13 protein-coding genes (1 of these 13 cut by a window edge) are annotated in these 13,543 nt (G+C 41.0%); 8 read left to right on the top strand and 5 right to left on the bottom strand.

The features are described from left to right. The first annotated feature begins 75 nt into the window (after window positions 1-75). The 4 genes from dnaN (at window position 76) to gyrB (ending at window position 4,707) form a co-directional block, all read left to right on the top strand. Window positions 76-1,188 carry a DNA polymerase III subunit beta gene (gene dnaN / locus FTV88_RS03735; RefSeq protein ID WP_153724459.1) on the top strand — a complete coding sequence of 371 codons (1,113 nt, stop codon included), beginning with the start codon at window positions 76-78 and terminating at the stop codon, window positions 1,186-1,188. Window positions 1,189-1,282: 94 nt separating this feature from the next. Beyond that, window positions 1,283-2,401: a DNA replication/repair protein RecF gene (gene recF, locus FTV88_RS03730; RefSeq protein ID WP_153724458.1), complete on the top strand. Its 1,119-nt coding sequence runs from the start codon at window positions 1,283-1,285 to the stop codon at window positions 2,399-2,401. A gap of 11 nt (window positions 2,402-2,412) precedes the next feature. After that, window positions 2,413-2,694, top strand: coding sequence for an extracellular matrix regulator RemB (remB, locus tag FTV88_RS03725; RefSeq protein ID WP_153724457.1), 282 nt, complete (start codon window positions 2,413-2,415; stop codon window positions 2,692-2,694). Between the two features lie 111 nt (window positions 2,695-2,805). Continuing rightward, window positions 2,806-4,707 carry a DNA topoisomerase (ATP-hydrolyzing) subunit B gene (gyrB, locus tag FTV88_RS03720; protein ID WP_153726491.1) on the top strand — a complete coding sequence of 634 codons (1,902 nt, stop codon included), beginning with the start codon at window positions 2,806-2,808 and terminating at the stop codon, window positions 4,705-4,707. 199 nt (window positions 4,708-4,906) lie between these two features. Here the strand turns inward: gyrB and FTV88_RS03715 are convergent, their stop codons facing one another. From FTV88_RS03715 to FTV88_RS03695, 5 genes are all read right to left on the bottom strand, one after another. Continuing rightward, on the bottom strand, window positions 4,907-5,236 hold the full coding sequence (locus FTV88_RS03715) for a P-II family nitrogen regulator (RefSeq protein WP_153724456.1): 330 nt from the start codon (window positions 5,234-5,236) through the stop codon (window positions 4,907-4,909). Next, the gene (locus FTV88_RS03710) at window positions 5,236-5,967 is read right to left on the bottom strand and encodes a DUF1538 domain-containing protein (RefSeq protein ID WP_207707906.1); all 732 of its coding nucleotides are present in this window, start codon (window positions 5,965-5,967) and stop codon (window positions 5,236-5,238) included. Before FTV88_RS03710 ends, FTV88_RS03715 begins: the two co-directional genes overlap by 1 nt. Further along, window positions 5,964-6,656: a DUF1538 domain-containing protein gene (locus tag FTV88_RS03705; RefSeq protein WP_438266906.1), complete on the bottom strand. Its 693-nt coding sequence runs from the start codon at window positions 6,654-6,656 to the stop codon at window positions 5,964-5,966. Before FTV88_RS03705 ends, FTV88_RS03710 begins: the two co-directional genes overlap by 4 nt. Window positions 6,657-6,813: 157 nt before the next feature. Continuing rightward, window positions 6,814-7,377: a rubrerythrin gene (gene rbr, locus FTV88_RS03700; protein ID WP_153724454.1), complete on the bottom strand. Its 564-nt coding sequence runs from the start codon at window positions 7,375-7,377 to the stop codon at window positions 6,814-6,816. A gap of 129 nt (window positions 7,378-7,506) precedes the next feature. Next, window positions 7,507-8,751 carry a YibE/F family protein gene (locus tag FTV88_RS03695; protein ID WP_153724453.1) on the bottom strand — a complete coding sequence of 415 codons (1,245 nt, stop codon included), beginning with the start codon at window positions 8,749-8,751 and terminating at the stop codon, window positions 7,507-7,509. Window positions 8,752-9,006: 255 nt separating this feature from the next. On the opposite strand from FTV88_RS03695, the gene gyrA reads away from it, so the two are divergent. The 4 genes from gyrA to FTV88_RS03675 all read left to right on the top strand — a co-directional run. Further along, window positions 9,007-11,514 carry a DNA gyrase subunit A gene (gyrA, locus tag FTV88_RS03690; RefSeq protein WP_153724452.1) on the top strand — a complete coding sequence of 836 codons (2,508 nt, stop codon included), beginning with the start codon at window positions 9,007-9,009 and terminating at the stop codon, window positions 11,512-11,514. Between the two features lie 12 nt (window positions 11,515-11,526). Next, complete coding sequence (locus tag FTV88_RS03685; protein WP_153724451.1) at window positions 11,527-12,090, top strand: TetR/AcrR family transcriptional regulator; 564 nt, start codon at window positions 11,527-11,529, stop codon at window positions 12,088-12,090. A 148-nt stretch (window positions 12,091-12,238) separates the two neighbouring features. After that, on the top strand, window positions 12,239-13,390 hold the full coding sequence (locus tag FTV88_RS03680; protein ID WP_162007884.1) for an HlyD family secretion protein: 1,152 nt from the start codon (window positions 12,239-12,241) through the stop codon (window positions 13,388-13,390). 29 nt (window positions 13,391-13,419) lie between these two features. Then, window positions 13,420-13,543, top strand: partial view of an ATP-binding cassette domain-containing protein gene (locus FTV88_RS03675; protein ID WP_153724449.1) — the 5' end (the start) only. 521 nt of this gene lie beyond the right edge of the window; 124 of the gene's 645 nt are visible here — the first part of the coding sequence; the start codon lies at window positions 13,420-13,422; its stop codon lies off the right edge, out of view.

Raw genomic sequence — 13,543 nt, 5'->3', positions numbered from 1 at the left:
CACATATTCAGTGACTATACTATGACTACTATCTATTTGTGAAGAAAAGCAGAGCAAACGAAGGAGGTTACACCGATGGAATTTTCCTGTACACGACAAGAGTTAACAGAAGGTGTAAGCGCAGTCTTACGAGCCGTTTCTGCTAGGCCACCTATACCGATTCTGACTGGTATCTATATGGAAGTGCAGGAAAGCCATTTGCGACTTCTTGCTACGGATATGGAACTAGGCATTGAATATACGATTCCTATTCGAGCTACGCAAACAGGTACCACCGTGGTTAATGCTAAAATCTTCAGTGAAATGGTACGTCGTTTGCCAGATGGCCCAGTTACCTTTCGAGTAGACGAAAGCCATTTGCTAAAAGTACGATTCTTTGGATCTGAATTGACTTTGCATACGATGAATCCTTTAGAGTTTCCCGTACTGCCTCATATTGTAGAAGGTCAACAAATATCTTTTACGCAGGGACAATTCAAAGAAATGACCCGTCTAATTGGTTTTGCTGCTTCTACAGATGAGTCAAGACCTTGGTTCACAGGTATATTATGGGATCTGCAAGTTGATCATATTAAGTGGATTGCTACCGATACGCATCGACTTGCATTATTACAAGGCCATTATTTGGAAGGCTCGATTCAAGAAGAACGACAAATTATTCTGAGCAGCAAAACCTTAATTGATGTAGCTAGGCTGCTCCATGATGAAGAAAGCGCAATTGAGCTGACCATTACAAAATCACAAGTTTTAATGGAAACAGCACAAATGCGAGTGATTCTTCGCATTATTGAAGGGCAATATCCAAAATATCAGCAAGTAATACCGAAAGACTACAAGACTCGAATTACTGTAAAAGTAAAAGCTCTATTAGAGGCTGTCGATCGAGCAGCTCTTGCTTCCATCGGTAAAGAAGGTTCTAATATTATAAAAGTAACGATGGAAGGCAACATCTTAACCATTCGTTCTAACTCTCCAGAAGTAGGCCATATTCACGAAGAAGTATTTGTAGATATGGATGGAGAATCAATTCCCATTGCTTTTAATTACCGATACTTACAAGAAGCATTAAAAGTTTTGTCGGTAGAAGACATTCATATTGATTTAACAGGTCCTCTCGTCCCTGGTGTCATTCGACCCATTGGTGAAGAGCGTTATCTTTATCTCATTGTACCGGTTCGAACGGTTTAACGAAGATGGATAGGATTCATCTGGAATCTTATCCCATATATATGATCCTGTTAATGAAAGAAAGAACTAAAATTTTTCACAGGGACGTGCTCCCATGGAAATAAAATCCATCGAGTTGGTCCAGTTTCGAAATTATGAGCATGTAGAAATTCCTTTTCATCAAGGTATTAATATTTTGGTTGGCCCTAACGGACAAGGTAAAACCAATCTGTTAGAAGCCATTGCTTTACTTAATGGAAAAGGATCTCATCGCGATGCCAAAGATGGAGACATGCTAGGATGGCAAAAAGACTATTATCGCATTAAAGCCCAGGGTCTTTCATCACAGCATCCTTTTCAGATTGACTACTTGTACAGCAACGAAAAAAGAAAAAAAGTACAACTGAACGGTCGTACCTTACGTCGTGCTTATGAACTGTCTGAAGCTGTGAATACAGTCGTTTTTTCACCTGAAGATCTGGCTTTGGTTAAAGGCTCTCCGGAACAACGCCGACGCTTTGTAGACAGAGAAATCGGGCAAACCAGTCCTGCCTATAGCGATGCGCTACAGCGATATCAAAAAGTGATTACACAACGAAATGCCTTACTTCGTCGTCTTCGCCAACAAGAAGCATCAATAACAGAATTAGAGCTGTGGGATGACCAGGTAGCCCCCTTAGCTGTAGAAGTACTAAAACGTCGTCTCGATGGGATCGCCAAAATTGCACCTTATGCTCGTCAAATCTATCAAGCCCTCAGTGAAGGAAAGGAAGAACTAGAACTTACCTATCGCTCTTCTTTTCCTTTGCATCACGATCGCAGTCGTTGGCAGAATGATTATAAAAAAGCATTGGAAGAACGACGAAGGGAAGAAATTAACCGACAGATAACGCTTACAGGCCCCCATCGCGATGATTTACAGCTTTATCTTAATCAAAGAGAAGCCAAAGTATATGCTTCCCAGGGTCAACAACGCTCCATTGCCCTTTCTCTAAAACTGGCTGAGATCGCTTTTATCTACCATTTTCGAAGAGAGTACCCGATTGTGTTGCTCGATGATGTAATGAGTGAACTAGATCCCAACCGGAGGGAGCAGTTGCTTCAATATTTACATCGTCGTCAGATTCAAGTTTTTATAACGACGACCCATTTGAGAGCTTTTTCTAAGGAGCGAATCAAAGAGATGGCTCTTTTTCGTGTGCAAGAAGGGCGATTGTGGCCCACCACTGAATAGGAGGGAAGATTATGTACTTACATCTTGGTGGAGACGTAATTGTACCCAAAAAAGATATTATTGCGATTATCGATTTAGATTCATCCTTACAAGGTCTTCCCACCCAAGAATTTCTAGAATCTGATACTACGAAACGATATGTCGTTCGTATCTCCGAAGAAGGAAAAGAAAAATCTTTTGTGATTACTGATAAATATATTTATTATTCTCCTATCTCATCGAACACACTGATGAAAAGAGGAAATAACTTTTCGATTATGGTAAAACAATGGGAAGAAAGTGCTACTGGCTAGCCCGAAAATTTGTGAACCTTACGAAAGTATGGTATAATGTTCCTTTAAGAATACCTGTATCTAAACCTTGAATGGAGGTTTTTTCGGGTGGCCGATCAAGAAAATTGGTCTATGAATGGAGACAGCAAGTACGACGCCAGTCAAATTCAAGTCTTAGAAGGCTTAGAAGCAGTACGACGTCGACCGGGTATGTATATTGGATCCACAAGTGCTCGTGGACTTCATCATCTTGTATATGAAATTGTCGACAACTCTATCGATGAAGCTTTGGCAGGTTACTGTGATACCGTTGAAGTGATTATTCATGAAGATAATAGTATCGAAGTAAGCGATAACGGCCGTGGTATTCCTGTAGATATTCATCCCAAAATGGGCAAACCATCTGTAGAAGTCGTGTTAACGGTGCTGCATGCTGGTGGTAAATTCGGTGGTGATGGGTACAAAGTTTCTGGAGGATTGCATGGCGTTGGTCTTTCTGTTGTCAATGCACTTTCAGAAGAACTAAAAGTTATTGTTAAAAGAAACGGGAACGTATATGAACAAAAATACGAACGGGGCGTCACAAAAACAGAGCTAACTGTCATTGGAAAGTCTGAAGAAACGGGAACGACCATTTTCTTTAAACCGGACGCAGAAATTTTTGAAGAGCTAGAATATAACTTTGATACCTTGGCTCATCGCCTTCGTGAACTATCTTTTTTGAATAAAAATGTAAAAATTACGATATCGGATAAACGAACTGGTAAAGAAAAAGAATTTTTACATGCTGGCGGAATCGTAGACTTTATTAAATACCTCAACAAAAACAAAGATGTATTACACCAGAATGTAATTTATTTTCATTGCCTAAAAGAAAACGTAGACATTGAAGTGGCTTTGCAGTTTAACGACAGCTACGCTGAAAATATTTTTTCATTTGCCAATAATATTAATACGCACGAAGGTGGGACCCATGAATCAGGGTTTAAGAGTGCTTTAACCAGAGTGATCAACGATTATGCCCGTCGTCAAAATTTGCTTAAAGACAACGATAACAATTTATCGGGTGAAGATATTCGAGAGGGCCTAACTTCAATTATTTCTGTAAAAGTAAGGGAACCTCAATTCGAAGGGCAGACGAAAACGAAATTGGGCAATTCTGAAGTAAGAGGACTGACCGATTCGTCAGTTTCAGAAGGCCTTGGTACTTTTCTTGAAGAAAACCCATCGATAGCCAAAAAAATTATAGAAAAGTCGGTCAATGCCATGCGGGCTCGTGAAGCAGCCCGCAAAGCTAGAGAACTAACAAGGCGTAAGAGTGCTCTCGAATCAACAAGCCTGCCAGGAAAATTGGCTGACTGCTCCTTGCGAGATCCATCCCTCTGTGAACTTTACCTAGTGGAAGGTGACTCAGCCGGTGGCAGTGCCAAGCAAGGTCGAGATCGGCGTTTTCAAGCCATCTTGCCGCTGCGTGGTAAGATTTTGAATGTGGAAAAAGCAAGACTGGATAAGATTCTGTCCAATGAAGAAATCCGTGCTATTATTACAGCGCTTGGAACAGGCATTGGAGAAGACTTTGATGCCAAAAAAGCACGATATCATCGTATCTGTATCATGACCGATGCTGATGTAGATGGCAGCCATATTCGAACTTTGCTTTTAACTTTCTTTTATCGATACATGAAGCCACTCGTAGAAGAAGGATATATCTATATTGCCCAGCCGCCTCTCTATCAAGTGAAAAAAGGCAGAGATGTTCGCTACTTCTATAGTGATAAAGAATTAAGCGAACATTTGAAAGAAAAAGGCAAAGAAAATGTTACCCTTCAACGATACAAAGGTCTCGGTGAAATGAATCCAGATCAGTTGTGGGAAACAACGATGAATCCTGAAGAACGTACGATTTTACGAGTTACGATGGAAGATGCCATGGAAGCAGAAACGGTTTTCACCACTTTGATGGGTGATCGCGTTGAGCCTCGCCGAGAGTTTATTCAGAATCATGCTCGGGAAGTTCGTAACCTGGACATTTAAGCAGTCTATCTAAAAAAAAGCCCCCTCCTATGTTTATGGGAGGGGGTTTTTTTATCAATTGCTTTTTAAAAAATAAAGATCGAGGAAAGAAAAATAATTATTCACATGTTGATAACACATTTAGCTAGAAAAACAACCACTTATCCACATAGTTATCCACAGTTTTGTGGATAACTATGTGGATACTGAGTATTCTTACTTAACATTTATTCATAAGGTGAGCAATACCCACGACTTTATCTAAGCCGAGAACAAAGCTAATCCCCGTTGCAGGCTTTTTCAATTCACCGGCTTCCATAATGGCTTCTAAGACTTGATCGGTTTTACATTTGTTGATTACCGTTAAAATAATTTCTTTTTCCGGCTCAATTGGTATACCAAGCAACTTCTTTTGTTCGTGTATCCCCGTACCGCGACCGTAGAGAATGGTAGCGCCTTCAGAACCGGCAGCTTTGGCTGCTTTGATAATTCGTTCAGACCAACCTTTTTTTACGATGGTAACAATAAGATCATGACTATTTACTTGCATTAGGCTTCCTCCTTTTCACGGTGCCCCAAAAAAACACCCAAGGTGATGACTGATAAGATCGGTGCTAGTGCTACAAGGGCAATCAATCCAAAACCGTCTATAACAGGATCGCGGTTCTCCATGACAGTGGCGACACCAATGGCCATGGCCATGATAAAAGTTACCGTCATCGGCCCTGTAGCGACACCACCAGCGTCAAAAGCAATGGAAGTAAAGGTGGCGTTAGAAAATTTAAGCAGAACCATGGCCAACAGGTAACCGGGAACAACGAGATAATAAAGTGGAATACCATAGATGATTTTTGCCATACCAAGAGCAACAAAAACAGCTACGCCAAAAGAAAGAGTATAAATCATAATCTTTTCTTGAATATAGCCTGTAGAAGCTTCTTGGACTTGCGAGCTAAGAACACGAACAGCTGGCTCTGCCATGGTAGCTACAAAACCCAATACAAAGCCAATGGGGATTAAAATCCATCGATGTTCGTAAGCACCCATGATTTCTCCCATTTCTCTTCCTGCAGGCAAAAAACCAATATGAACACCATGTAGAAAGAGGGTCAAGCCAAAAAATGTGAGAACGACGCCTTTTACGACCCGTATAACAAATTCTTTCGATTGCTTCAGATAAAAAATTTGAAAGAAGAAAAAGAAAAGCAACAACGGTGCAAGTGCTTGAAAGACCTCAAGAAATACATGGCCCATGCCCTGAAAAATAACCAGATCGCTCAACCATACATCACTCCTAGCAGGAGAACGGCAATAATGGGACCAATGGAGGCCAGACCAACCAGTCCGAAACCGTCACTCAAAGAAGATTTACCGCCTAGTACGGAGACTGTACCAAGGCCGAGAGAAAGAATAAAGGGTACGGTCATAGGTCCTGTGGTGACGCCACCAGCATCAAAGGCAATGGGCACAAAATTTTCCGGCGTGAAAAAAGAAAGGATTAAGACAATCGCATAGCCTGCTGCAAGAATGTAGGCGATTGGTACGCCTAGTACAATACGTAGCATAGCCAGACCGACAAAAAAAGCGACCCCCAGTGCTACCATGGTTATTAAAATGGTTTTACTAATTTCGCCTTCAGAAGCAAACTCAACTTGGCTGGCTAATATGCGAACGTCTGGCTCTGCTACCGTCACAACGAAACCAAGCATAAAAGCAGCAAAGACGAGAAAAAAGATAGAGCCTCGGTTGGGTAGCTCTGCGCCAATGGCTTCACCCATCGGTAATAAACCGATTTGAACACCTTGTAAAAAGAGCACAAGACCTGCCATCACCATGGCAGCACCAATTAAAAATTGGAGAAATACGGACGTGGGCATGGAAACAACAAAAACTTGCAATAAAAAAACGACAACAATTACGGGAATCACAGCTTGAATGACTTCTAATACGATTTCTTTCCATTCATGCAAAAGCAACACCTTCCTTTCTATCGCCATTTTTTATTGTACCGTAAAATAGAAGATAGAAACAAGAAAAAGGAATAAAATAACAGCGCTCCATTTCCCTTAAAGAGAATCATAGAGCGCTGTAAAAGCTTATATTAATTAGATTCCTTGAAAATCCTAATTAATAGTTATAGGGTGCCACTTCGTACCAGCCTTGGGGATGCTGACAAGCAGGGCAAATATCGGGTGCTTCGGTACCGTTATGAATATAGCCGCAGTTCAAGCAGTGCCAATCAACAGCTGTGTCGCGAGTAAAGACTTTACCAGCTTTCACGCTTTCAGCCAAAGCACGATAGCGCTTTTCATGAGCTTCTTCTACTTCAGCAATTTCTTTGAAAAGATCAGCTACTTCTTCAAAGCCTTCTTCACGAGCTTTTACTTCAAAGTCTCTATACAGCATGGTCCACTCTTCGTTCTCACCCGCTGCAGCCATAAGTAGGTTCTCTTCCGTTGTACCTAGATTGGTAGCAGCCTGAAGAAAACGTTTCGCGTGCATTCTTTCGTTGATAGCAGTCTCTCTAAAAATTTGACCGATTTGACGGTAGCCTTCTTTTTCAGCAATCTCAGCAAAAAATTCATATTTGTTTCTTGCTTGAGATTCACCGGCGAAGGCAGCTAATAAATTTTTCTCTGTCTCCGTACCTTTTAGGCCAGGAACATTTTGTACAACTTTCTTTGGACTCAAAGGAGCATCCACCTTTCTAGTATAAATTAAACTGGTAACGGGGTGGAAAATAAAACCAAAAAATTCCTCCCAGCTACACGTATTTAAAGAGTAACATACATAAAAGACTTCAGACAAGCATAAATTAAGTTATTTTTTTCTGTTTAGCAACAAATAGGATGAGACGAGAGCTGTAATTGGAATGGATAAACAAAGACCGATGGAACCAGCTAATGAACGGATAATTTCACTCACAATCAGATCAGAGTTTAAGAGTTTTAAAGCTGGTGTTTCATAAGCAACCATCAGTAGTAGAAGTGGAAGGGCACTACCGGCATAGGCCAGAATGAGTGTACTTGACATCATGCCCATAACATCTTTACCGACGTTCATACCCGCTTTCCAAAGTTCTTTGAAAGTAATTTTCGGATTTGCTGCAGCGATCTCTCGCATTGATGAAGCAACAGACATGCCCGTATCCATAACAGCACCCAAACTACCAATAAGAACACCGGCAAAAAAGACGCCTCGTAAATCTAAGGTTACATCACCAGGAATATTAAGAAGCAAGTTAATGTAATCAAACTCAATACCTACAATGCGCGCTTGAAAGCCAGCATAATACGCCAATATACCGGCGATAAAAACACCGGAAATGGTGCCTATAATGGCGGCTAAGGTTTTACGATTTAAGCCCGCCACCATAGGAGTACTCACAATACTAACAATGGCACAGACCAACACAGCACCCCACAAAGGATTAAAGCCTTGTAAAACGGCAGGCAATAAAAAGAACCATAATAGCAGCCCTGTCAATACAACGGTAGAGATAGCGCCTAATCCTTTAAGACCACCTAGAACGAGAAGTATTGCAACAAAAGTAAAGGCAAGCCAAAAAACAGACCTTTCTCTCACTAAATCTTGGATATAAATCTCCTGTAAATTATCATTTTGATCTAAGACACCATACAGAACAACTTTGTCGCCAGGAACAAGATAGACGCCTTGAAAAGGGTTCGTGATACTAGCCGTATGTTCGACTATTTTGCGCTGTCCCTGGTAAGGCTTGTCTATGATCTCGATTTGCAAATGCTGCCGCATCAAATCATTATGCCTAACATCAAAAAAATCACCAGAGAGCGGTGTCTCGTCAATGATAGAAATCACTTTGCCCTTTAGAAATACTTCATTGACAGGACCAAAGTCGTGAAAAGGCAAGATATCTTCGGCATAGGCCTCGGTATAAAAATCTTCTGTAGGAGCTTCATAATAAACAGCTCTTTCATTCGCCCAAGCTGCTGTGAAGGCAAAAGAATTCAATAAGATCACAGCAAGAAGCAAAAAACTTAGTAACGTATAAGGAGTTTTACGGAACCGAAACCCTTTATTATCCATTGTAAAGCCTCTTTCATTGTGACATATAAAAATAATTATACCATCAAATTAACAATAATAATTCTTTTTTTTGTTAAAAAAATTCTTCTTATAACCTTTTTGTGCCCTCAGACTTTGAAATCATTGAAAAGATTGGTTATAATAGAAATAGTGAGTATTTTTGAGCTTCTTCTTTATAGAACGAGTTTATTATTCCTGAAAAGGTCTTATTACTCATCAAGGCTACTAGGAATAGAGCTTGGAGTGAATTTGTGAATGACCGAAATCGTTGGTAAAGTAGTACCTATCAAATTAGAAGACGAAATGAAAAAATCGTTCCTAGACTATTCGATGAGCGTTATAGTCTCTAGGGCATTGCCCGATGTAAGAGACGGCCTAAAACCAGTTCATCGAAGAATCCTCTATACCCTTCATGAAACAGGTAGAACACCTGAAAAACCTTATAGCAAATCAGCCGGTCTCGTTGGTGACGTCATGGGTCGTTATCACCCCCATGGCGACGCTGCTATTTATGATGCCATTGTTCGGCTTGTTCAAAACTTTTCATCACGGTATCCACTCATTGATGGTCACGGCAACTTTGGTTCTATTGATGGCGATCCAGCTGCAGCCATGCGTTATACAGAATTGCGCATGGCCAAAATTACAACACATATTCTTTCTGATATTGAAAAAAACACAGTAGACTTCAAACCCAACTATGATGACAAACGAGAAGAACCCATTGTCTTGCCAGCTCGTGTACCCAATCTACTGGTTAATGGTTCTTCAGGCATTGCTGTGGGTATGGCTACCAACATTCCACCGCACAACTTAGGAGAAGTCGTCGATGCCACCATCATGATGATTGATGATCCAACGGTGTCAACAGAAGATCTTATGAAAGTCATTAAAGGGCCTGACTTCCCAACAGGTGGTTTGATCATGGGTAGAGATGGAATACGACAAGCCTACCTAACAGGTCGCGGCAGTGTTGTGATGAGAGCGAAAACGCGCATCGAGAAGATGAATGGCGGCAAGATGCGCATTCTTGTTCATGAAATTCCATACCAGGTCAACAAGTCTCGCCTTTTAGAAAGAATTGCAGATCTCGTCAGAGACAAGCGAATTGATGGTATTACAGATCTTCGCGATGAATCCGATCGCAAAGGGATGCAAATCGTCATCGAATTACGAAGAGATGCCAATCCACAGGTTATCTTGAATCAACTGTTTAAGCAGACACAACTTCAAGATACATTTGGCGTTATCTTATTAGCCCTTGTCGATGGTGTCCCGAAAGTATTGAACCTTCGGGACATGATCTATTATTACTTAGAACACCAAAAAGATGTAATTGTACGCCGTACTCGCTATGACTTAGAAAAAGCAGAAGCAAGAGCTCATATTCTAGAAGGTTTGCGCATTGCTATCGATCATATCGATCGGATCATCGAAATCATTCGATCCTCACCTACAGAAGAACAAGCTCGTCCACGTTTGATGAGCGAATTTTCACTAAGTGAAAAGCAAGCCCAGGCCATTTTAGACATGCGGTTAAAAAGGCTAGCTGGACTAGAAAGAGAGAAAATTGAAGAAGAATATCAATCTTTACTCAATGACATTGCTTACTATAATGCAGTATTGAACTCAGAAAAAATGGTACTCGATATTATCCGCAAAGAAATTATCGAAATCAAAACAAAGTTTGCTGATGAGCGACGCAGTGAAATCACTGCAGCAGGTGGAGCATTTGACATTGAAGATCTGATTGCAGAAGAAGACGCTGTCATTACAATTACCCACAACGGCTACATCAAGCGCTTGCCTGTTCATACATACAAGGCACAGCATCGTGGTGGTCGTGGTGTAACAGGAATGGGAACAAAAGACGATGACTTTGTAGAACTTCTTTTCATCACCACTACGCACCATAACCTACTTTTCTTCACCAATCGAGGCAAAGTCTATCGCCTAAAAGCGCATGAAATACCGGAAGCTTCTCGTACAGCCAAAGGAACAGCTATCGTTAACTTATTGGCTATTTCAGGGGAACCGTACAGCCTGGTCATAACCATGTTAGAAGCCCGCTGTGATATGAGCCATAAAGTAGAGTGCGTCTCTGAAGAAAAGATTACAGCAGTATTCCCTGTAAAAGACTACGATCCCGATCATTATCTATTTATGGCTACACGCAATGGTGTAGTGAAAAAAACACCGGTACAAGATTATGATCGTTCTCGTAAAGACGGCATTATTGCATTAAATCTCGATGACGGCGATGAACTCTTTAGCGTAAAAATGACAGACGGGCAAAGTGATATTTTGCTCGTTACCAACAAAGGCATGGCAGTAAGATTTAATGAAGCCGATGTTCGAACCATGGGTCGAGTCGCTCGTGGCGTAAAAGGCATCGATCTTTCTGATGACGATCAATTGACAGCCCTTGAAATCGTTAAAGACGATGATGATTTGCTTATGATTACTGAAAGTGGTATGGGCAAGCGTACATCCTTATCGGAATATCGAAAGCAACGTCGAGGCGGAAAAGGAATTATGGTCATGCGCCTGACCGATCGAACAGGACTCATGGCCGGCGTTAGAGTGGTTCGTTCTGGTGATGAAGTCATGGTTATTTCTGCCGAAGGTGTGATTATTCGTCTCATTGTAGATGAAATTAGCAAGCTAAGCAGAATGACACAAGGTGTAAACATCATGCGTATGAGTCAAGATGATAAAGTGGTAGCATTGGCTCGAGTGGCCATGAAGGAAGAAGAAGTCTAGGTGGTGGATTCAATGCGTAAGGTCGATAAAATCTTTCTTGGTGCCATTGAGGTTTTTGCTGAGAAAGGTTTTGACCGCGCGACCATGGATGAAATTGCCGAGCAATCGGGTGTGGCCAAAGGAACCTTGTACTATCACTTCAAAAGCAAGGAAGAACTGATTTCTTTCTTGATCAAAAAAGGCATGAACTTGCTGATAGAACAAGTAAAAGAAAAAATTGATAATAAGACAGATCCACTTTTGCAGATTAAGAGTTTAATTGAAGCACAATTGATGTTCTTTGATCAAAACAGAAATCTCTGCCAGATATTACTCAAAGGTGCCTGGTCTGACAACTGTCGTGAGAAACAGTTTCGATATTTGTTACAAGATTACTATGGGCTCATTGAGAATATTCTTACGAGAGCAGAAGCGATGGGAAAGATCAGGAAATCGCCGATTGATTGGTCTTCTATCACATTGTTCGGTACAACAGCTATGTTAGCATTACGCTTTATATTAGATGAAAAACCAATGCAACACCGAGAAATGGCTGAATTTTTATTTCAACAGTTTTATGCTGGTCTAAAGGTATAAATTGAAGACTTATAGCAACAGAAGAAAATATAGAAAGACCTATCTCATGTTTTTTTGAGATAGGTCTTTCTATATATCAGATATTGACGCAACATAAATATTTTACTATAATCTCTACTAGACTGACTGGTCAGTTTAACAGAAAGAGGTGGACAGAATAAACAAAAAAATGACCATCATTGCAGTTCTCCTTTTGTTTATCCTTTCTTTACTAGGCTTTACTTTCTATCCTTGGTCTTCTAAAGAAAGCGGACAGAGAGATAAACTTTTGAGCGGATATATTGAAGGTACAGAAGTGAATATAAGCAGCAAAATACCAGGCAAAGTAGAAGCGATTCTGGTCCAAGAAGGAGACAGAGTCGAAGCAGGACAAGTTCTAGTACGCTTAGAAAGTCGTGAATTGATAGAACAATTGAATCAAGCGAAAGCTGCATTAGCGCAAGCCCAATATGGCGCTTTGTTGGCAGCAGAAACCATAGAAGGCCAAATTGCACAAGCCAAAGCATCTTTAGAAGGTGCCCAAGCTCACTTACAGGCATTAGAAAAAGGACCTCGTTCTCAAGAAATCGCCATGACCAAAGCAGCGGTCGATCAAGCTAGAGCGAGTTATGAAAATGCCAAAAATAATTATGAAAGAATGGAAGTTTTATTTGAAAATGGTGCTGTCCCGGCCAAAAGTCGTGATGACGCCAAAACGATGGTAGAAAGCACAGAAGCCACCTACATACAAGCCCGAGAAAAGCTAGCTATGGTGGAAGAAGGCAGTCGCAGTGAAGAAATTGACGGAGGAAAGTCCAAGGTTGCCCAAGCAGAAGCAGTCTATCAAATGGCCATCGGGAACCGCCATCAACTTTCTTTACAAAATGCTGTGGTGGAGCAAGCAAGAGCGGCTCTAGAAGCAGCGCAAGCCATGGTTGATAATACAGAGATTAAAGCTCCGCAAGAAGGCATCATAGCGTATCGCATGGTAGAAATGGGTGAGATGGTTATAGCAGGCATGACTATGATGACCATTGTGAACAACGATCAGGTTTGGGTGCGATCACAAGTACCAGAAGATCTGGTAACGACTCTTTCCATCGGTCAAGAACTGCCTGTATATGTTGCTGGTGTAGAAGAACCATTTACAGGAACATTGGTATGGATCAATGCTAGTGCTGATTTTGCGACTCGAAAAGCGACGCAAGATCTAGGAGACTTTGACGTGAAAACCTTTGCGATTAAGATACAAGTTGATAATAGCAAAGGAATCTTAAAAAATGGTATGACTGCAAGAGTACTTTTACCAGAACCTTTATAGTTTGTGACGTTCTAAAGGAGCAAAAAGCAATGAATAAAGCCATTTTAGAATTTCACAATGTAACCATCGGGAGGTCTTCGGATCCTCTCTTTGATAAACTGAATTTTTCTGTATTCAAAGAAGAGGTAACAGGCATTTGGTTGCCGAGAGCAG

The sequence above is a fragment of the Heliorestis convoluta genome, assembly GCF_009649955.1.
Lineage (GTDB): Bacteria > Bacillota > Desulfitobacteriia > Heliobacteriales > Heliobacteriaceae > Heliorestis > Heliorestis convoluta.
Note: the sequence above shows the minus strand (reverse complement) of the source record. Positions and strands in the feature narration are given on the sequence as shown.